We start from the raw sequence: 21,557 nt of genomic DNA, 5'->3' as shown, positions 1-21,557 counted from the left end.
ATCTTGAAAATTTTAAGGTAACAAATATAGTATTTTCTTATAGCAATACAAGTTTCTCGTACTTTTCAGCTTTTTTACCTGTTGATGCTGAACGTACTGTCAATTTATAAACATACACTCCTTTACCAATCCTGTCGCCAAAGTCGTCTCTTCCGTCCCATTTGATGTCTCGGCATAAAAAACCTTCGGTAGTAACCGACTGGTTAATAGTTTTTACAACCTTACCACTTACGGTAAAAATCTGCACCTGTACATCAAGCGGTTCAAAAGGCCTGTTATGGGTAAACCAGAATTCAGTATAACTAACAAACGGATTAGGATAATTTAACACCTTCTCCAGTCTCATCTCCTCGTCACCTACCACTACAAACTGTATTTCGGCAGTGACAAGATTATTATAAACATCCCATGCTTTGAAGGTGATTGTATGAAGCCCGGGCTCCAAATCACTGAAAGGATATTTAAGACTACCTTTCATATAATCATCTACATCAGTTTCATAATAATCATTAAGCACAAATGGCTTTGTTTCATCTCCATCAAGAATAGCAACTATATCATGACCTATGCCACTTGCGGTATTAATACCATGCTCATCCTGAAGAAACGCTAAAAATATAGGTGAATCATTAGTTATCCCTCCTGAGATAAAACTCTCATCATTCATATAAAGCCTTACGGTAGGCCCGGTAACATCCTCCTCTGCATTTTCGTTAATCCCTCCTATCATAATATCACTATCAAACCCTGTATGGTCTTCCAGTACATTATTACGTTTTGAATAAAAACTCACCCTGCCGTTACCTACAGGAATACGTATATCACGAGGCACAACAAAATTGAATTCAAACTTACCACCTGCAACAGTAGCATTCCCTCTAAAGATAGCCTCACCTAAAACCTTAAAATCGGTAGCATCTCCATTAGCTATACCATCATTCTCTAAAAGTGGCATATCAATAGGCTTATCAAAAACGGTAGCAGCAAGTTCTCCGCTATAATTACTTAACAAATTACCTGCCTCATCTGTAACCTGACCTTCAAGCTTCACAAAAGATAATGCTTTAAGCGCTTCAGGCGCTCCGCTAACAGGCACATCATTAATCTCAGTAAGTACAATTTTAGGTTTTGGTATAGCAACTACAAGAGCCGGATCACCAATAAAAGAAACAACCCTTAAATTAGAATTACCCTGAGCCACTTTAGCCATCCTCATTGCTTCGGCCATAGACGGATATTCTCCGCCATCAAAAGCAAACAGATACTCTGGCAAGGCTGTATTGAAACCAAATGCAGCACTTACAAAAATAGACCTGGTAGTAGTAATTAACCCAATCGCACCTCCTTTTGGATTCCAGTAAAGGTATTCTCCACAGGTTTCTCTGTATGGATTATCAAAACGGGTAAGCTCACACGTTACAGTAATAAATAACGGATACTTATTTTCATTATTAAGTTCCTGCGCATCTGTTTTCTCAAAAATCCTTTCAGCTGCCATACCGTCTTCTCCTCCGTGGCCAAGATAATTTACGATAAGCGAACCGTAATTTATACTCCTTATTATTTGCTGCTTAGCCTTAGGATACCTGAACCCTCCGGAAGAAGATTCCTGAACATAAGCATCAGAATATATTTTTCTTACATTAATAAAAGGTTTATTAGCCACCACCATATCATACACTTCCTCCATCTCCGGCACAAAATTAGAGACCTCCGCATCAGGATCATCAGCCAGAAGAATATACTCATTTCTCCACCTTCCATAAGACTCTTCGTGCAGATAAGCTGCGACTTTATCTACCATTTCCCTGGCATCAGTAGCGTCGGTCACCAACATACGCCCTATTGCCACATCGGCAGATTCAGCATTATTAACAATAGGCCCTTCATTAGCATCCATTAGTCCGAAAAATTCATCCGAAACAAATGTAGTTGCAGTATTATAATTAGCAATACTGCCTCCATAAGCATGGAAAGTAGGAACTATATTCGTATTATTAGGTATCCTGTTTTTATAATCAAAAGAGGCATCACCAAAAAGGCAAACATACTTTATTCGTTTATCATCTGAAGAGGCATTAAAATATATATACCTAACCAGATTTCTTATCGCTGCTATATCCTGTTTACCAGAAGAAAACTCCTGATAGATATTTTCAAGATTAACAACCTTTACATTCAAACCGGAACTTGTCCTGTGGATATTAGCCAGCCTTTCTGCCTCCGAATTAAGATAGGCAGGCGTAACTATAAGATAATCTACATCTTGAAACTGTCCTTGAGAATTATTAAAAATAGTCCCTTTTATATTTTGATTAGCAACAGCCGTTTGACTATCTCTTAAAGGAGAATAATAATCAGAAGGAACGACTGTGATATATTTTCTCACCTCCCCGGCCTGAGCCTTGAAAGAAAACTGACCCTGATTAGATTCGTTAGTCACTTTCCTTGCATTATATATATCAGTAATATCCCAAACTGCATTTATACCCGATGCATTTGTTAACTGATATTCCAAAACACCGGTATTACCACCGGCTGCATCATACTGAAATCTGAATTGCTTTCCGTTACCTTTTAAAAAACGCTTAGGCTTTATAATAATATAATCCAACCAGGCATTAGACCCGGGAACACCATTATTATTATAAGTAAGATTTACAGTAATTGTACCTCCTGCAGGAGTAAAAGTCCCAATAAAACCCTGATTGGAGTTCATCCCCTCTCTGGCTACATTACTACCACTCGACGAACTAAAAGTAACAGTCCCTACATTTTGCCCGTTTGCCTTAACTCCCATTGTAGTGGAAGTTACCGAAGTAGCAGCAGCACTTACGTTAATAGTTACAGGCGAAGTCAAATCGATATCCGGAACAAAAAACTCAAAATCCTGGCTATTATTAACATTAAACTGCTCGCCATGCCATTTTCTTCCCAGCCTGGCAACACTTACCAAGTCCTCTTCGTGAAAATAATAATCATCAAAAGAAGTTACCGTTACCGTTGCAGGGCCTGTTGGCTGGACCACATCATTAATCCTTTTACCATCTGTCCCGGAGGAAGTCACATAATAATATGCTTTATCAGCAAATAGATTTTTATTGGTACCACTTTCAGCATTCCAGTTATCAACACCTTCAGCATAGAAAAGTATATAATCGCCATCACCAAAATTACCATCCTCTTCTCCTACAAACAGTATGGCGTTTTCAGCCAGGTCATCAGGATAAGCAATACTATTGTTTAACGGAGCCATGCGGCCGCCGTTACCATATATCTTAATCTTTCGCGGATCTACATTTACATTAACTCCTATTTGCTGAAGGAAACTTTTTGATATCCTGTACACACCCGATTTTTGCACATAAAACCTGCGCCATTCTCCGGAAGCCAAAACCGAATTGGTTATAATTTGGGTATCCTTAAAATTAAATGCTCCGCCACCTATATAATAGGAGTAAGAAAATGACTTAACCCTTTTATAGCCCGAACCGTCTTTTATAATAGGAGAAAACCTTATTTCTGCATACCATTTATTACGGGCATGGGCACTTTCAAGCTTCTGATTGATGGAAGTCGGGATCTTATTTACAGAAAGCTCTCCCAGTAAATCGGCCGAAATACTCTCATAAACTATATTAGTAACCTGAAAAGAAGCAGGATTTACTCTTCCGGAAACAGGAAATCTTTGTCTGAAAAAAAGCTCAGACGAATCGTCCCTATACTCCATATTAGAATAGTCAAACTGCGGAATTTTTACTGAATTACCCTCATTTAAAGGAAACTTTGCATTGTCTTTCCAGGTAATATTTACAGTACCCTGCTGAGCATAAGACAGCAAAGAAAAAAACAGCATTATAAGGAGTATTCTATTTTTCATCAATTGTGACAACGTAAATAGTAAAAATATATTACGGCAATAAAAAGATTTTTTTTATTTATCAGGATTGCAATATTACTTCAATTCATGCGTTATTTAAAGACACTATTAACATAATTTTGGAATTTTATTAAAAATTTTAAAAACGTGTTGCGGTTTAATGGTTAATTATTATATTGCGCCACGAAATTAATTACCTGCAAAAAGTATGAAGATTAACAAGATTACAGCTTTTAAATTGCTACTTGCAGTTGCAGTAGCAGTTGGTTTTACCGGTTGTAGCAAGAAAGGTGGTAGTAATACTTCCTCTGCGACTGGTTGGAAAATCAATGACAAAAAGGGTGGTTTCCAACACAACTCTAACTACAAACAACAGGAGCCAGCTCCCGGACTTGTAGAGGTTGAAGGAGGAACTTTTACCATGGGTAGAGTTCAGGATGATGTAATGCATGATTGGAATAACACTCCAAACCAACAGCATGTTCAATCTTTTTATATGGACGAAACCGAGGTTACTAATGTTATGTACATGGAGTACCTTGACTGGTTGAAGAAAGTTTACCCACCAACAGAAGAGAACTACAAAAACATTTATGTAGGTGCTCTACCTGATACATTAGTATGGAGAAGTGCTCTTGGCTATAACGAAACCATGACTAACAACTACCTTAGACACCCGGCTTACGCTAACTACCCTGTAGTAGGTGTTAACTGGATTCAGGCAGTTGAGTTTTGTGACTGGAGAACAAACCGTGTTAATGAGGCTATTCTTGAAAAAGAAGGTTTCCTTAAGAGAGATGCAAAAATTCTTGACGTAACTGCCGAAAACAACTTTGACACTGAAACTTACCTTGAAAGCCCTACTAAAGCTTACGGAGGTAACGAAGAGGTTGTTCTAAGAGGTCGTAACAACAAACTTGCAGGCGACGAAGAGGCTGTTAACGTATATGCTCAAAGAACTTCAGGTTTAATTTCACCTGAGTACAGACTTCCAACGGAAGCTGAGTGGGAATATGCTGCTATCGCACTTGTAGGTAACCGTGAGTACAACATTTACCGTGGTAACAAAAAATATCCTTGGAAAGGCCAATACACTCGTTCTGGTAAAAGACAGAAAAGAGGTGACCAGTTAGCTAACTTTAAACAAGGTAAAGGTGACTACGGAGGAATTGCAGGATGGTCTGATGACAACGCAGATATTACTGCACCGGTTAAATCTTACCCACCAAACGACTTTGGTCTTTACGATATGGCAGGTAACGTAGCCGAGTGGGTAGCCGATGTATACCGTCCTATTATAGATGATGAAGCAAGTGACTTCAACTACTACAGAGGTAACGTTTACATGAAAAACCAAATTGGTGAAGACGGAAGAGCAGAAATTGTTACTTCTGAAACTATAGAGTATGACACTTTAAGTAACGGTAGAATCCAGTACAGAAACCTACCAGGTCAAATTGCAAGAACTCCTGTTACTGAAGAAGATGTTTACTTAAGACAAAACTACACTAAGAGTGATAACCGTAACTATAGAGATGGTGACAGACAGTCTACCCGTTTCTACGACTACGGAGGTTCTTCTGAAGAAGGTGTAAACACTACAAGCCAAATGTATGACTCTCCTCAGCACAAAGTTGAAACTGACAGCTTAGGGAACATGTTAAGAGAATGGGATAAATCTAACAAGAGAACTACCCTTGTCAATGACAACGTAAGAGTTTACAAAGGTGGATCTTGGAGAGACAGAGCTTACTGGTTAGACCCGGCTCAAAGAAGATACTACCCACAAGATATGGCAACTGACTTCATCGGATTCAGATGTGCAATGTCTAAAGTAGGTCCTAAGTCTACTAAGAAAACTGCAAGACACAAAGGTTAATCAAAAGATTAATTTCCTATAAATAAAAAAATAAAGCCCTATCTTAGGGCTTTATTTTTTTATACACCTATGACAACTACAGAAGAACTATACCAGTACTTCATTAAATGCAGTTCGGTTACTACCGACACCCGAAAAATTGAAGCCAACTCCCTGTTTGTAGCATTAAAGGGCGACCGTTTTGACGCCAATACTTTTGCAGAAGAAGCCCTTGCTAAAGGGGCCGCTTATGCCGTAGTAGACAATCCCGAATACAAAACAAACGACAGGATACTTTTAGTTGATAACGGACTTACGGCTTTACAACAGCTTGCCAACCACCACAGGAATATATTAGGCCTGCCAATAATAGCCTTAACCGGTAGCAATGGCAAGACCACTACCAAAGAACTTATTAATGCGGTTCTTTCAAAAAAATATAACACTACAGCCACTATAGGCAACCTTAACAACCATATAGGTGTTCCCCTAACCCTGCTTTCCTTTACTAATGACACAGAGATAGGCATCGTGGAAATGGGTGCCAACCATAAAAAGGAAATTGAATTTTTGTGCAATATCGCAGAGCCTAACTTTGGGTATATAACCAATTTTGGCAAAGCACATCTTGAAGGCTTTGGAGGTGTTGAGGGCGTAATTCAGGGAAAAAGCGAACTTTACGAATACCTGAAATCACACACTAAAACTGTCTTTGTAAATCTGGACGATTCCATTCAGGATGAAAAAACAAAAGATATGTCACGCTTTACATTTGCCGTTGATGATTATAATTGCGATGTTAGGATTGATACAGTTCATGCTAACCCTATGGTTACAATTAAATACAACAATCTTGATATTCAATCAAACCTTATAGGTATCTATAATGCAAATAACATAAATGCCGCAATAACCATAGGCACCTATTTTAAAATAAGCGATAAGAAAATCAAGGAAGCTATAGAAAATTACATCCCTAACAATAACCGCTCGCAGCTGATAGAGAAAAACAGCAACAGTATTATTATGGACGCCTATAATGCTAATCCAAGCAGTATGAATGCAGCCCTTGACAATCTTTTACAGCTGGATGCGAAATCAAAAATAGCAATCTTGGGGGATATGTTTGAACTGGGTACAGAAAGCCTTGACGAACACAGAAAACTTGTAAACAAGATGGCTGACAAGCATCAGGTAGAAACATATTTTATCGGAAAAGATTTTTATGCTAATAAAATTAGCAGTGATCACCTTTTCTTTTTTGACACTTTTGAGAACTTTAAAGAATACCTCAGCAATATAAAACCCTTACAAAAAACAATATTGATAAAGGGTTCCAGAGGTATGGCACTAGAACGCACATTAGATATTTTATAAACAAAAAAACGCTTTCATATTGAGAGCGTTTTTTATTTCATAAAAATTTTACATTATAAATGAATGAACATTCATTTATTTAATTACTTTTGCCTCATAAAAACTACCACATGAGGACAAGGGATACCGATAAAGAAGAACTGGTTTATAAAAAAACTATTGAACAGATTGTAAAACATGGCTTTGATGGCTTTAGTATGAATAAGCTGGCAAAGGCATGCAATATATCTGTAGCTACCCTATATATATATTACAAAGACAAAGACGATTTAATAAAACAGGTAGGCAGCAAACTGGGAAACAAATTTTTCGGGATGGTAGTGGATGGTTTTAGCGCCGATATGCCTTTTGAGGAAGGCATGTGGAAACAATGGCAAAACCGCGCTGGTTATGCTTTAAAATATCCAACCGAAGTTTCCTGCTTTGAAGCAATGAAACACTCCCCTTTTGCTGAAGAAATAATGCAAACCGAAGCGCTCCAGAAATTCAAACAGCTGATGATGGATTTTTTTAAAAATGCAGTTGAAAGAAAAGAACTTACACCTATGCCTCCGGAAATATTCTGGTGTGCGGCATACGGACCTTTATATGCTTTGATAAACTTTAACCGTGAAGGAAAAAGCATGGGTGGAAAAAAATTTGTACTAACCGATGAAGCACTAAAACAGACATTTGATATAATGATAAAAGGACTAAAAAACTAAAAAATGAAACAAGACCAACCACAAATACACGTTTTTAAAACTGATATAACTGAGCATTGCAGCAATTGTGAAGTCACGAAAAAACTAAACAGTCATCCTGAAATACAGGACTGGAGCATAGACTGTGATGACACCGACTGCGTGTTAAGAGTTGTTAGCAAAAGTATAAATACCAACGATATTATAGAACTCGTACTTTCTGCAGGCCACAGCTGCGCAGAACTTGTATAAATCATAATCAATCATCAATCAAAAAATGAAATCAAAATCAGAAATTCCAAAGTTTACACCCTATCAAAAACTCGTAATAGCTTTACTGGCAATTGCACAGTTTACCGTAATCCTGGACTTCATGGTTATATCCCCCTTAGGAGACATACTAATGAAGAATCTTAACATGTCTACGTCAAATTTTGGCTTTGCCGTTTCGGCATATGCTTTCAGTGCCGGAACATCGGGTCTATTGGCAGCAGGTTTTGCTGATAAATTTGACCGTAAAAAACTGCTTATGTTTTTCTATACCGGATTTATTCTGGGAACATTTTTCTGTGCCATGGCAAACAGCTATTGGACTCTTGTTGCCGCAAGGATATTCACAGGTCTATTTGGAGGAGTTATAGGATCCATATCACTTGCTATAGTAACCGATTTATTCGTACTGCAACAAAGAGGCCGTGTAATGGGCTTTATACAAATGGCTTTTGCAAGCAGCCAGATTTTAGGTATACCATTAGGCTTATACTTTGCAAACAACTGGGGATGGCACTCTTCTTTCTTAATGATAGTAGTACTGGCAATTATTACACTTGCCGTAATAGTTATTAAACTTCAGCCTATAAACAAGCATTTAGAATTACAATCGGATAAAAGCCCATTCCTCCATCTTTTCCACACATTAGGCAACAAAAGATATCAGGTAGGCTTTACCGCTATTGCCATACTTTCTGTAGGCGGATTTATGCTTCAGCCATTTGGAACGGCTTATTTAGTAAACAACATACATGTTAGCCATGAACAGCTTCCTATAATATTCTTTTTTACAGGAGTATCTGTATTATTCATAATGCCAATTATAGGTAGATTAAGTGACAAAGTGAGTAAGCTGAAGCTTTTTGCCATAGGGTCATTAATTTCAATAATTATGATCTTAATATACACCAACCTACCTCCTATTCCTGTATGGCAGATTATATTAATAAACATGGTATTATTTATGGGAATTATGAGCAGAATGGTTCCGTCTACAACCTTAAATACAGCTGTACCGGAAACTCAGGACAGGGGAGCCTATATGGCCATTACCTCATCTCTGCAACAAATTGCCGGAGGTATTGCCGCTGTTTGTGCCGGATTTATAGTTCATCAGGAAACTAAAACCAGTCCGCTAATAAATTATGACATACTGGGCTATGTAATAAGTATTATAACCCTTGCATCTATCTTACTTATACAAAGGGTAGACTCAATGGTTAATCCGAGAGAAAGAGTAACCGAAGTCGCTATATAACATCATCAATCAAAAAACTTATAGTTTTTTCAACTCCGGTACTGCCGGAGTTTTTTATTCAATACATTTAAATGCTTTAATTCATTACTTTTATATAATGCATCCTGAATTTGAAAAATACCTGGTAGCCAATACCTCCCTTATGGAAGATACTATCCAAGATATTGGCAATAATGCGATAAATAAAACATTACGTCGTAACGAACTCTTACTACAGGCGGGAGATGTTTGCCGTCATAAGGTTTTTATAGCAAAAGGACTGCTTCGCACGTACAGTATTGATGCAAATGGCAACGAACATATAGTACAGTTCTCCCCCGAACACACCTGGACACTTGACATAGAAAGCTATGACAAGGAAACCCCTTCCTTAATAAACATAGGAGCCACTGAACCTACAGAAGTACTATTATGGACAAAAGATGACTTTAACAGATTACTGAATGAAGTCCCTGAACTCCGTAAGTTGTCGCAGCAAATTATATCCCGAAACATATACTACAGCAGGCAACGCATATTAACTACGCTTAGTGGCACACCTGAAGAAAAATATGATGATTTCATCCAACGTTTTCCAAATTTATTGTCCCGATTGCCTTTACGGATGATAGCATCCTATCTGGGCATGTCAATTAAAACACTTACCAGAATACGCCACACACAACTGCACAGATAATTTCAATTATGGTCAAATGACCACGTTTATCCCCTTGTTTTTAACGTGCTTTGTTACAGTTAAAAACTTAAAATTATGCGTGTATTTGTAACTGGAGCCTCAGGCTTTGTAGGCTCAGCAATAGTAAATGAATTATTAAATGCCGGGATGGAAGTACTTGGACTGGTAAGATCTGAAAGTTCAGCTCAGAAACTGAAAGAAACGGACGCCAACGTACTTATGGGTGATATAAACGACCCCTATATTATCCAAAAAGGAGCAACTTCCTGCGATGCTGTAATCCACACCGCCTTTAATCATGACTTTTCACGATATCATGATAGTTGTGAAGAGGACAGGAAAATAATCGAAATCTTTAGCGATGCACTTGCAGGAACACAAAAACCATTGGTTATTACTTCGGCTGTAGGTATACTTCGTAGCGAAAAAGCAATTACCGAAGACGACAAGCCTGCCAGCTCTGCAAGTGTTCCTAGGGCAGCATCAGAAGAAGCGGCGTTAGCAGCAATAGCTAAAGGAGTGAATACATATATTGTTCGCCTCCCTATTGTACACGGCAAAAACGACCACGGGTTTATTCCTATTGTTATAGAAATGGATAAAGAGAAAGGACAGTGCGGCTATATAGGCGAAGGACTTAACAGATGGCCTGCAGTACACAGAGAGGATGCCGCCAGCCTATACCGACTTATTGTTGAGAAACAACCTGAGCAAAAAGTTTTCCACCCTGTAGCGGAAGAAGGAGTACCGTTTAAAGAAATTGCTAAAACTATCAGCAAAGGTATTTCATTACCTGTAAGAAGCCTGAATCATGATGAGGCCGAGGCACATTTTACTTGGTTTACTCATTTTGCTGGTATGGATGGTTATGCTTCCAGCGAAAAAACCAGAAACATACTTGACTGGAAACCTCAACAAATAGGATTGTTGGAAGACATTAGCGAAAATTATTTTTAAACCAAATACCCTCATATGAGGGTATTTGGTTTAACTTTTCATCACATAATCCTGTGTATCATTTAAAACATCACCAATCCTGCTATTTTTCGAATCAAATAGTTCTCATTCAATCTAAGATTATATGCAGCTAAATAAACTGAGGTATAAGTCAAACCTTTATTGTGCTGATGGTGAAGGTACAGGATTAGTAAATAAATTAATTTTATGTAATCCAAATTTCATTAACCCTTTAACAGGCAAATAATACTGCAGAGGGTTTGTTAAATGCACCGCTAAAATTTCAAGATAAGGCAGCGAACCATCCATATCAAAAGGATTTTTAATAAGGTCTACTTCAATTACCGGGTTATGGGCAAAATCAATAATCTCAATATTTTCAAAATGAAAAGTAGCTGTTATTTTGTCTTCGCTTGTTCCTGAGACATAACTGTAAATTTCCTTTTTACTTTTACGCTGCCATACAGAAGGGAAATCCTTTGTAAACTTTTTAACCTCAAATGTAGTTTCATTATACATCATACCATTAAAAGCAGGGTCTTTGCCACCACTTTTTTTAGGCAATTCTAACTGCACCTGATGTGTACCTTTGGAGATAAACGTCCATATTATAACATCTATATTAGACGGTACATTTTTTATTCTTTCTTCAATAGTAAGCTTTTCCATAGTACTGAGTTAAGGGATTGAAATAATGGCTGAGTCGGCCCACTCTTCAAAGGCATCTATATTTTTTGTTTTAAGAATAACTCTATTATTGAGGTTATTGTTAAGGAAATAACCCACAGACGTTTTTGCGTCTCCCGAATAATTTGAGCGGCACTCCCAGGCCAGCAGATAGTCTTTTTTTGGATCAAGCATTCCCAGTGGTACAATGGTACCATTACCCGTAGGTAAATCATAAGCCTGCGAGAGATCCATATCAGTATTATTTACTGCAATATTTTTAAAATTAGCCAGCGCCCCCTGGCCATAAGGATACCAGCCTATAAACATCGACAGATGTGATTTTGGTGCATCTTCAGGCATTTTGATGATAACTTCCTGTATTGGGTTTTCATCATCAACATCTTTACCTTGTGATGTAACAGGAAGATTTAGGTTGTCTGCAAAATTTTTAAACTCGTCACAAGTATCCCGCTGTATAGGATACTTGTGTGGCGTATTCCCTGCCATAAGTGTAATAGTCCCCTCTACCTCATTGCAAACTACAAACAATCCGGCGCGAAGTTTTATAAACTCGCCAATGTGCATTAAAAAGACCAACCCATTGGTGGTCGAGGATTTCATACAGTTACTGATAGGAAACGTGTCCTGCAGGTAAATTAAGGTTCCTGTTTTCTTATTCTCATCAATTGAGATTTCTAAAGGTTGCCTGTTACCAAACTGATCCGTGATTTTAGTTTTGAACGTTTTCATATTATAATTTTGATTAATTGCAGGGTAACCAGTTTATACTCCCTGATGTTTGTGATGAAATGCTTTTTATTTGATCTGCCATCTCGTCGCTGACTGAGTAGGTCCATGATTCTCTTCTTCCATCGTCATTACAGGTAACATTACCGGTAATGGTTTCACTTCTCAAAACACCCCCTCCCTGGTTTTTCCAATCCAAACGTAACTGAAATGCAGGTGTTGAAGCAGAAATAACCTTAACTGAATGCACATACCCCGTAATATAGAATTTAGGGCCATTATCCCACCATACTCTGACATCTGAGTATCGATCATATAATTTTGCCCTCTGGTTTCCTTGGCTGTCCAATAGATATAGATCTGGCAACTGTACCATTTTTATAATGTGCCAATATCCTGGCAGGAGATATTCCTGTTTGAAATTATCTGCAGATCTTGGTTTCTGAAATAAATTATTCATTGGTAATCATTTAGTTATAATCCCAAAGTAAGATTATAATAACAACCACGGCAATACCCAACTATAGGTATTTTTCCATCTTGATTTACCAGTTTTTTTAAGACTTTAATTCTGACAGGTCTATAACAAGACCGTTAATCTCTTTATAAGATGTATTTATTGCTACTGCCTAAATACAAGTATATTTTTAAATCCTGATACAGAATTGAGTCTAAATCAATAAATGAAAGTTTTAAAGGGTAAGTGAATTTGCAGGCATGAATGGTTATACCTCTAGCGAAAAAACCAGAAACTTACTTAGCTGGAAACCTCAACAAATAGGAATATTGAAAGACATCAGTGAAAATTATTTGAATTAAAATCACAACTTTGAATAAGGTTCAGGATACTTTTCAGGATATTCTTTACGCTTATCAATATAGTATCGGAGTGGTTTTCTTGCTGAATTTTCATTAACCCTAAATAAAAACAAAAATCTATCCTGCCTGTTCAAATAGAGAGTAATTGTATTTTCATTATAATCAACAATATCGAGAGAGTGCTCACCCCAAGTCAAAATACTATCTCTTGATACAGACCAGGCAGTGTCATAAAAAACTAGATCTCCTTGACTGTTTGTTTGAGTAAACTCATTATTTAAATCTTTTTGATAACGCCTGCAAACTCCATCATCATTAAATTTAAAATATGGCCCTCCCAGATATCCTGGCTCAACTTCATCGTAAAGCAACCAATAATCCTTCTTGCCGTTAATGACACATTTCTCTAATGACTGATTTTGGCAACTAATAATGATGAGGCTTTGTAAAAAAAGTAATGAAAAAACAATTATTCTTTTTATTGACTTTAACATGGTATATTGAGATAGACAAACTAATATAAAGAAAAAAACCTTCAGTTTTCACTGAAGGTTTTTTCTGTGGGCGATGAGGGGTTCGAACCCCCGACCCCCTCGGTGTAAACGAGGTGCTCTGAACCAGCTGAGCTAATCGCCCGATATGTCTGCAATTTCGTCACTTATTTAGTTCCTTATTGCGAGTGCAAATATAGACCGTTTTTTTGTATTTGCAAACATTATTTTAAAAAATTATAAAATTTCTGCTACCACAAATGTGCTTCCTCCCACATAAATAAAGTCATTTTTACCGGCATCATTCAATGCATTTATATAAGCATCTCCAACAGAAGCATATACTTTACCCTTCAAATCAAACTTAGCAAATTCCTGCTGAAGGATATTTGCATCAAGCCCACGCATTAAATTCGGTTTACAGAAATAATAAATTGCATTTTTAGGCATCAGTGGTAAAATTTCACTCAGGTCTTTATCGTTTACCACTCCAAAAACTATCCTTAAAACATCAAATTTTTGCTTTTCAATCTGGTTAACCACAATTTTAAGCCCATCTGCATTATGAGCCGTGTCGCAAACCACCATAGGGTCATGTTGCAGTATTTGCCATCTACCCATAAACCCTGTATTCTTTACAACATTTAAAAAGCCAGCTTTAATATTAGCATCACTTATAGTAAATTGATTATTTAAAACATTCAGTGCGGCTAAAACAGTTTTCTTATTTTTTTGCTGGTAATCACCCGTAAGATCCGATTCATACTCCGTAAACTCCTCGTCAGAAGCAAAAGTGATACTGGCATTCATTTCCTTCGCTTTGGTTTCAAAAACAACTTTGGTCTCCGACATATATTCACCTACAACCACAGGAATGTTGTTTTTAATTATCCCCGCCTTTTCATAAGCTATCTTTTCCAGGGTATCTCCCAAAAACTGCATATGATCGAAACCTATATTGGTGATAACCGAAACCAAGGGAGTGATAATATTAGTTGAATCCAACCTGCCTCCCATTCCTGTTTCTATAACAGCCACATCAACCTTTTCTTTAGTGAAATAATCGAAAGCCAGGCCAACAGTCATTTCAAAAAAACTAAGATGATTCTCTTCAAAGAAAGGCTTATTTTTCTCCATAAAGCTGCAAACAAACTCTTCGGATATATCCTTCCCGTTAATTTTTATGCGCTCCCTGAAATCCTTAAGGTGCGGCGAGGTGTATAACCCCACCTTATAGCCCGTTTCCTGTAAGATAGAAGCAAGCATATTAGATACCGAACCTTTTCCGTTTGTACCGGCCACATGTATCGATTTAAACCCATTTTCAGGGTTATTTAAATGCTTAGCCAGTAATAATGTATTGGTAAGGTCTTTTTTAAAAGCAGAAGCCCCCTGGGTCTGATACATGGGCAACTGCTTAAACATCCATTCTATAGTTTGCTGATAGGTCATAATAAAAAAATGACAGATAAAAATTATCTGTCATTAAATATATAAATTTTATTGATGTATTATACCAGTTGCTTTAAAGCTATTTCAAAAGCAGTATTGCTTATATTAAGCTTGGAGCTGTTTTGCTCGTGTACTCTTTCAATTGCTTTTTTAATTGTTTCAGATGTATCGTTAAATACAGCCTCATCTGTCATACCAACTTTTTTCTCCATGAAGTAAGCAAATACCCTTGCCATACCACAATTAGAAATAAAGTCAGGAATTAAGCTTACTTTACTGTCTGTCTCCTCCATAATAGGACCAAAGAAGATTTCCTTATCTGCAAACGGAACGTTAGCACCACAAGAAATAACCTCAAGACCAGCAGCAATCATATTATCTAACTGTTCTTTTGTTACCAGTCTTGATGCTGCACAAGGTGTAAATATCTCTGCACCTATTTTCCATATCTTCTCATTGATTTCCTCAAACGGAATCATATTATCAGCAACAAGCTTGTTACCATCCTTATTAAGGAAAAGCTCTCTTATCTCTTCAAAAGTAAATCCGTTCTCATTTAGAAGTCCGCCGTCACGGTCTATAATACCTACAACTTTAGCTCCCATTTTTGCAAGATAGAAAGCAGCTGCAGAACCTACGTTACCAAAACCCTGAACGATAGCTTTTTTGCCTTTTACATCACCGCCGTAAATAGCGTAGAAATGACGTACAGCTTCTGCAACACCATAACCAGTAATCATATCGGCTACAGTATATTTTTTATCAACGTCCGGAGAGAAAGCAGGGTTTTCAATTACTTTAATAACACCTTGTCTTAACTGACCGATACGGTTAATTTTATCTGCCTCGCTTGGTTTAAAGTGCCCGTTAAACACACCTTCCTGCGGATGCCACACACCACACTCCTCGGTCATTGGGATTACCTCATGTATTTCGTCAACATTAAGGTCACCACCTGTACCATAGTAGCTTTTTAATAGTGGAGAAACCGCTTTATACCAACGTTGTAAAACGCCTTTTTTTCTTGGATCTGCCGGATCAAAATTTATTCCCGATTTAGCTCCGCCAATAGCAGGGCCAGAAACCGTAAATTTAACTTCCATAGTTTTTGCAAGAGAAAGCACTTCATTCATATCAAGTCCTTTTCTCATTCTGGTACCTCCACCGGCTGCACCACCTCTAAGTGAATTAATTACTGTCCACCCCTCTGCTTCTGTTTCAGAGTCTTTCCAGTTAAAAACTATTTCAGGTTGTTTATTTTCGTATTTCTTTAATAAATCTTTCATTCGTTGAACATTTTTAAATCGGCACAAATATATAAAACAAATAAATGAGAATTCTCTATTTATCTTATTAATTAGGGAAGACAATCTTAATTTTTGAACCCTGCCCGGGAGAAGAAAGTATATCCAGTTTTCCGTTAAGTACAGAAGTCCTTTTTCTAAGGTTCCTTAAACCTATACCTCCCTTAACTTTTTCAGGATCAAAGCCAATACCATCGTCTTTAATATAAATGCTTATTGCATTACCATCTTTATTAATTTCCACCATAGCATTTTGGGCAACACTATACTTATTGATATTCTGCAACCCTTCCTGAATAATCCTGTAAACATTCACTTTTTGGATGTTTGGCATCTCATCCCAGTTAATGGTACCATCTACAGCGACATCAAAAGCAGTTTTAAATTTATTTTTCTGACTCATAACAAGCGACTCCAATACATCTTTAAAACTCTTATCCTGAAATACCGCATTACGGCTAAGATCATGCGAAACGCTTCTTATTTCACTCTCTACCGTTTGCAGCTGTTTTATGTATTCTTTTCTCTTAACTACAGATTCATCATCCGATTTTCTGTTTATAAACTCGAGATTCAGCCTAACCGCATATATATTATTAAGTATACCGTCATGCAACTCCATAGCTATACGACTCTTCTCCTCTTCCCTTGCCTTATCAATTTTATTTTGCTGCTCGAACATCAGCTGGTAAATTTCCTCATTAGCCTTTTGATGTTCCTGTTCCAGCAATAGTTTTTTGTTTCTTGAGTTCAGGTAATAAATAATAAAAACCGCACCAATAAATAACATAACCATAGCAGATACTCCTATTATAAAACCATTACGTTTTACCAGCGCTTCCTTTTCATCCTGAAGCCTGTCGGTTTCATATTCTATACGTGCAAATTTATCCCTGTTTTCCTGCGCCACTAACTGTAAACTATCAGTAACAGCTTTATAATTGGAATAATAAAGATCAGAGCGTTTTTTGTCTATTAAGGCCAATTTATCTAATGCTTTGAGTATATCGTCACCGCTTTTAAGCTCTTTAGCGTTATGATAAGCCTCTTTTAAATAGTCAACCGCAAGCACAGTATCCTTTTTATAGGCATAAAACTCTCCTAATTTTATTTCGCTTGATATAATACCATAAGCATTATTGATGCTGTCTCTAATTTTAAAAGATTTCAGAAAGTTTGCTTCCACATCTTTCATATCCCCTTTTTTAAATTTGGCATAAGCAAGATGGTTTAGAAGTTTTGCATATAAGGATGTGAAATCTTTTTCGGATATAAGCTTAAGGGCATTACTATATAAATCAATAGCCTTATCATATTCCTCCATATCCACATATACCTCGCCCCAATTGTTGTAACAACTGGCCCTGTAGTAATTAATATATTCCTGACTGTAGCCCGCCTTAGAAAAAGACTCTATTTGCCTCATGGCAAACTCATAATATTCTATAGCCTGAGAATACATTTTTTGCCCCGCAAGCGCGGCCGCAATAAGATTATGGCAGTTATATAAATCGATAACATCTTTACCCTGCAAAAGAGCCAAAGCCCTTACAGCTTCGGTTTCACACAACTGATATTCACCACTATTGTAATAAATATAAGCCTTGTAAAGCTTACTCCTCCCAAGGCCATCATAATCATGAAGTTTCTGGTATAACTTTTCCGACTGGGTATAATAAGCAAACGCACTGTCCCTTTCAGATTTTCCATGGTAGAAAATACTTCCCATCAGATACATGACTTCTGCGGAATTAAGACTATCCTTTGCTTTATTATACAGGTAAAGACTTTTTCGTCCCGAAATTAGCGCATCATCATAAAAATCAGAATTGTAATACCCTTTACACGCCTTGTGATAAAATTTAGGCAAACTATCCTCAATAGGATAATCCTTTACTTTTATCATTACAGAATCAAGATACATTTTCCTGATATCAATATCAGAAGCATCATCTGCCTTTTTAAATAAACTGTGTATTGTATTATCTTCTATAGACAATTCTTCCTCCCTATCCTTACAGGAAATAACAAGGATAAAAAAAACGAGAAAGAAGAATATTTTTTGGTAGTTGTTCAAAATTTTTGAGGCAGTAGTTGTTATTACTACTGCCTCAAAAATAATATAATTTTTTAACTTATTTAGTTTCTGCCTGCCGGTGGTTTTGGAAGTTCGATATCTCCATTATCTACTGGACTTGGAGTTGATACGAACGTGTTATCTGCAGATGTATCCTCTAATGCGCTGTCATCTGTTGAGCAAGATACTGCTGTTAAACTAACGAATGCAATAAGACCTAAAGTAAGAAGTGATTTTTTCATGGTGTTAAATTTTTTTAAATTGGATAGGGTTTTTAAATTTTTTAATTAATTCTGTTTTGCTTATTTGTTTATTTCTGAAGCAAAACTAAGCGAGAAAACGCTACCTATCACCATGATTTACAGCAGTTTTAGTGAATGACACCCCCACGCGAGTAACTCGACCTGTTTGAAGGGTAAAATGCTGTTTTATAAATTTTCGGGAGCAACCTTTCGGATAATAGCATCAATATTATCCTTAAATGTTTTAGAAAATGAGATAGACACATCACTGTTATTTAAATAACATAGTGCCTTACCCGTATTAATTCTTGAAATATAATTACTGTTTACTATATAGCTGTTATGTATCCTGAAGAAGAAAAACGGCAGATTTGACTCATAATGCTTAAGCGTTTTATAAGCTGTAAGCTTTTTGCCGTTTTGCAGATAAAAGTCGGTCGTATTATTATCTGCTTTAAGATACACAATATCATTAAGCGAGATAAACTGATAGTCACCGTATGACTTAATACATATAGTATCTCTTGATGCAGCCGGACTGGTCTTTTCAAAACGCAGTAAAGCTTTTCTCAATTCAAAATGATTAAGCGGCTTTAAAAGATAATCTGAAACACCTGCCTTAATAGCATCATACGCAAATTTTGTATTGGAAGTTGTTACTACAAAATAAGGAAGCGTATCAATATATTGATGCAGTTCTGTAATAATAGAAAGGGACAGTTGTGATTTTTTATTTTTTGGAGAAACTTCAAGAAATACCAATGACGGCTGTAACTCAAGTATTTTGTTTACAGCTTCATCCTTACTACTCGCCACCCCTGCACAAAAATATTCAGGAAAACCCTCAAGCTGCGCCAGTGTGTCTTTCGCGCTAATATCTTCGTCTATTATTAGATATGAATATTGCACCTATCCTGAAAAATGTTAAAATAACGACGGCAATATATTAAATTTGATTTAGGACATTTACGGTTTAACCGTAATTTTTGTTAAATTTGTCCTAATAGATTTGTATATGCAGAGAGATTTAAAAATTCTTATCGTTGACGACCACCCCATGACGGTTAACGGTTACATCAATGTTTTATCAGATGAAAACATTGAGGGGCATAATCTTATATTCACTAAAGCACTGGACTGCAAACAGGCTTACGACCTTATTACCAGCCAGCATTTCGACATTGCTTACCTTGATCTCAGCCTCCCCCCGTATGAAGAAAAAAACATAACATCGGGCTTTGATTTAGGTGTGCTTATTCGAAAAACCATTCCAGACTGTGTTATTATCATATTAACAATGCACAGTGAGGCTTCTTTAGTTGACCGTTTGATTAAAGACATTAACCCGGAAGGTATTTTATGCAAAAGCGACATTGATATTGATGAGTTTGTAAACGCCTTTAAGATAATTTTTGACGGCGAGAAATACATGAGCAACAAAATCATGAAATCGCTAAGAGATAAAGACTTCGACAAGTACAACCTCGACAGTTACGACAGACAGATACTTATGAGGCTTAGCGAAGGAATACTCACAAAAAATATCCCCAACTATGTACCGCTCTCCCTAAGCGCCATAGAAAAACGAAAAGCAAACCTCAAAAATATGTTTCTTGAAGGAAGCAGCGGAGACGACCACGATCTCATTGAAGCCATTAAAAAAATAGGCATTATTTAACCCCCCAACACAATCCCCGAACTATGATCCCTACTAGCCCCCGTAACACTGGAAAGTACATTCACCTCTTCCCTTAGCTTTAATACACCCAACAAGCCAAAAATGAGCGCCTCCTTAAACTGTATTGTTTTATCACCAGGAATTACGACAGTATTTTCAGGTAATAGAGCTTCAAGACTTTTTATAAGGAAAGTATTATAGGCACCTCCACCGGTAACAAGCAATTTACCTTTAGGCATATCTTTAAGCACGTTACTTATTTGTAGCGCAACATGCTTTGTAAACGTATGCATTTTATCTTCTACACTATTATCATAACTTTCCATTAAGGGAAGCAATACCTCTTTTACATATTCAAAGCCTAACGACTTAGGAAAAGGCATACTATAAAATGCTAAAGCATTAAATTCATCAAAAAGTTTAGGAATCATTTTTCCTCCGGCAGCTATTTTTCCTCCATCATCATAAGGCAACCCTAAACCGTTAGCATAGTAATTCAATACTGTATTTACCGCACATATATCAAAAGCCAGACGCTTACCGTTATTCTCAAAAGAAATATTAGAAAACCCTCCCAGGTTTAAACAGTAAGTATAATCTGCAAACAAAAGCCTGTCTCCTATAGGTACAAGCGGAGCACCCTGCCCGCCCATTTTTACATCCTGAACCCTAAAATCGCAAACTACGGTCTCATTAACTATATCAGCAATTTCCTTTTTATTGCCTATCTGTAATGTAAACCCGTTAGCCGGCTGATGTAAAATTGTATGACCATGGGAACAAACCGCATCCAGACCTTTTATTGCATTATCCTCAATAAAGGTTTTTATAACACCCCCTAAAAGAGAGGTATAGTCAGTATTTAATTCCGCTAGTTCATCACCTCTATAATTAACAGCTTCTTTCAATCTCTTAACCCACTCATCACTATAAGCAACTGTTTGACATTCAGAAATATTATAAGACCATTTACCATTATTTACAGTAAAAATAATGTGTGCCAAATCAACCCCGTCAAGCGAAGTTCCCGACATAATCCCTAAAACGTTGTAGTTTTGTCCAATCATGCGCTAAAATTAAATATTGATATTGAAAAATTCACATTAAATAACTACTTTT

Annotated in this window: 19 protein-coding genes and 1 tRNA gene; 8 read left to right on the top strand and 12 right to left on the bottom strand. The window is 36.9% G+C overall.

Features of this window, described 5'->3' with window-relative positions; genetic code table 11:
- Positions 1 to 37: 37 nt before the first annotated feature.
- Positions 38 to 3,880, bottom strand: coding sequence for a type IX secretion system sortase PorU (gene porU, locus FUA48_RS07015; protein WP_147582879.1), 3,843 nt, complete (start codon positions 3,878 to 3,880; stop codon positions 38 to 40).
- Positions 3,881 to 4,088: 208 nt separating this feature from the next.
- On the opposite strand from porU, the gene gldJ reads away from it, so the two are divergent.
- The 7 genes from gldJ (at position 4,089) to FUA48_RS06980 (ending at position 10,959) form a co-directional block, all read left to right on the top strand.
- Positions 4,089 to 5,759 carry a gliding motility lipoprotein GldJ gene (gldJ, locus tag FUA48_RS07010; protein ID WP_147582878.1) on the top strand — a complete coding sequence of 557 codons (1,671 nt, stop codon included), beginning with the start codon at positions 4,089 to 4,091 and terminating at the stop codon, positions 5,757 to 5,759.
- A 69-nt stretch (positions 5,760 to 5,828) separates the two neighbouring features.
- Positions 5,829 to 7,115, top strand: coding sequence for a UDP-N-acetylmuramoyl-tripeptide--D-alanyl-D-alanine ligase (locus FUA48_RS07005; protein ID WP_147582877.1), 1,287 nt, complete (start codon positions 5,829 to 5,831; stop codon positions 7,113 to 7,115).
- Between the two features lie 110 nt (positions 7,116 to 7,225).
- Complete coding sequence (locus FUA48_RS07000; protein ID WP_147582876.1) at positions 7,226 to 7,819, top strand: TetR/AcrR family transcriptional regulator; 594 nt, start codon at positions 7,226 to 7,228, stop codon at positions 7,817 to 7,819.
- A 3-nt stretch (positions 7,820 to 7,822) separates the two neighbouring features.
- Complete coding sequence (locus FUA48_RS06995) at positions 7,823 to 8,050, top strand: hypothetical protein (RefSeq protein ID WP_147582875.1); 228 nt, start codon at positions 7,823 to 7,825, stop codon at positions 8,048 to 8,050.
- A gap of 25 nt (positions 8,051 to 8,075) precedes the next feature.
- Positions 8,076 to 9,326, top strand: coding sequence for an MFS transporter (locus tag FUA48_RS06990; protein WP_147582874.1), 1,251 nt, complete (start codon positions 8,076 to 8,078; stop codon positions 9,324 to 9,326).
- 97 nt (positions 9,327 to 9,423) lie between these two features.
- Positions 9,424 to 10,002, top strand: coding sequence for a Crp/Fnr family transcriptional regulator (locus FUA48_RS06985; protein WP_147582873.1), 579 nt, complete (start codon positions 9,424 to 9,426; stop codon positions 10,000 to 10,002).
- A gap of 75 nt (positions 10,003 to 10,077) precedes the next feature.
- Positions 10,078 to 10,959, top strand: coding sequence for an SDR family oxidoreductase (locus FUA48_RS06980; RefSeq protein ID WP_147582872.1), 882 nt, complete (start codon positions 10,078 to 10,080; stop codon positions 10,957 to 10,959).
- A 159-nt stretch (positions 10,960 to 11,118) separates the two neighbouring features.
- On the opposite strand, the gene FUA48_RS06975 is transcribed toward FUA48_RS06980, so the two are convergent.
- The 10 genes from FUA48_RS06975 to FUA48_RS06930 all read right to left on the bottom strand — a co-directional run bounded on the left by FUA48_RS06975 (position 11,119) and on the right by FUA48_RS06930 (position 19,669).
- On the bottom strand, positions 11,119 to 11,628 hold the full coding sequence (locus FUA48_RS06975; protein ID WP_147582871.1) for a hypothetical protein: 510 nt from the start codon (positions 11,626 to 11,628) through the stop codon (positions 11,119 to 11,121).
- 9 nt (positions 11,629 to 11,637) lie between these two features.
- On the bottom strand, positions 11,638 to 12,378 hold the full coding sequence (locus tag FUA48_RS06970; protein ID WP_147582870.1) for a hypothetical protein: 741 nt from the start codon (positions 12,376 to 12,378) through the stop codon (positions 11,638 to 11,640).
- A gap of 13 nt (positions 12,379 to 12,391) precedes the next feature.
- A complete protein-coding gene (locus FUA48_RS06965; RefSeq protein WP_147582869.1) occupies positions 12,392 to 12,751 on the bottom strand; it encodes a hypothetical protein in 360 nt (119 codons plus the stop codon).
- 445 nt (positions 12,752 to 13,196) lie between these two features.
- Positions 13,197 to 13,688 (bottom strand): hypothetical protein, encoded by a 492-nt coding sequence (locus tag FUA48_RS06960; protein ID WP_147582868.1) that lies wholly within the window; start codon positions 13,686 to 13,688, stop codon positions 13,197 to 13,199.
- 67 nt (positions 13,689 to 13,755) lie between these two features.
- A tRNA-Val gene (locus FUA48_RS06955) sits at positions 13,756 to 13,830 on the bottom strand.
- A 92-nt stretch (positions 13,831 to 13,922) separates the two neighbouring features.
- The gene (locus FUA48_RS06950; protein ID WP_147582867.1) at positions 13,923 to 15,137 is read right to left on the bottom strand and encodes a bifunctional folylpolyglutamate synthase/dihydrofolate synthase; all 1,215 of its coding nucleotides are present in this window, start codon (positions 15,135 to 15,137) and stop codon (positions 13,923 to 13,925) included.
- Between the two features lie 59 nt (positions 15,138 to 15,196).
- Positions 15,197 to 16,423 carry a Glu/Leu/Phe/Val dehydrogenase dimerization domain-containing protein gene (locus FUA48_RS06945; RefSeq protein ID WP_147582866.1) on the bottom strand — a complete coding sequence of 409 codons (1,227 nt, stop codon included), beginning with the start codon at positions 16,421 to 16,423 and terminating at the stop codon, positions 15,197 to 15,199.
- 67 nt (positions 16,424 to 16,490) lie between these two features.
- Positions 16,491 to 18,518, bottom strand: a complete 2,028-nt coding sequence (locus FUA48_RS06940; RefSeq protein WP_147582865.1) for a tetratricopeptide repeat-containing sensor histidine kinase — start codon at positions 18,516 to 18,518, stop codon at positions 16,491 to 16,493.
- A 62-nt stretch (positions 18,519 to 18,580) separates the two neighbouring features.
- The gene (locus tag FUA48_RS06935; RefSeq protein ID WP_147582864.1) at positions 18,581 to 18,760 is read right to left on the bottom strand and encodes a hypothetical protein; all 180 of its coding nucleotides are present in this window, start codon (positions 18,758 to 18,760) and stop codon (positions 18,581 to 18,583) included.
- A 186-nt stretch (positions 18,761 to 18,946) separates the two neighbouring features.
- Entirely contained in the window at positions 18,947 to 19,669 is a 723-nt protein-coding gene (locus tag FUA48_RS06930) for a LytR/AlgR family response regulator transcription factor (RefSeq protein ID WP_147582863.1), read from the bottom strand.
- A gap of 106 nt (positions 19,670 to 19,775) precedes the next feature.
- On the opposite strand from FUA48_RS06930, the gene FUA48_RS06925 reads away from it, so the two are divergent.
- Positions 19,776 to 20,438 carry a response regulator gene (locus tag FUA48_RS06925; RefSeq protein WP_147582862.1) on the top strand — a complete coding sequence of 221 codons (663 nt, stop codon included), beginning with the start codon at positions 19,776 to 19,778 and terminating at the stop codon, positions 20,436 to 20,438.
- Here the strand turns inward: FUA48_RS06925 and FUA48_RS06920 are convergent.
- Complete coding sequence (locus tag FUA48_RS06920; RefSeq protein ID WP_147582861.1) at positions 20,435 to 21,505, bottom strand: anhydro-N-acetylmuramic acid kinase; 1,071 nt, start codon at positions 21,503 to 21,505, stop codon at positions 20,435 to 20,437. The genes FUA48_RS06925 and FUA48_RS06920 overlap by 4 nt on opposite strands.
- Between the last annotated feature and the right edge of the window lie 52 nt (positions 21,506 to 21,557).

The organism is Flavobacterium alkalisoli, from assembly GCF_008000935.1.
Lineage (GTDB): Bacteria > Bacteroidota > Bacteroidia > Flavobacteriales > Flavobacteriaceae > Flavobacterium > Flavobacterium alkalisoli.
This window is presented reverse-complemented; position numbering and strand designations above follow the sequence as displayed.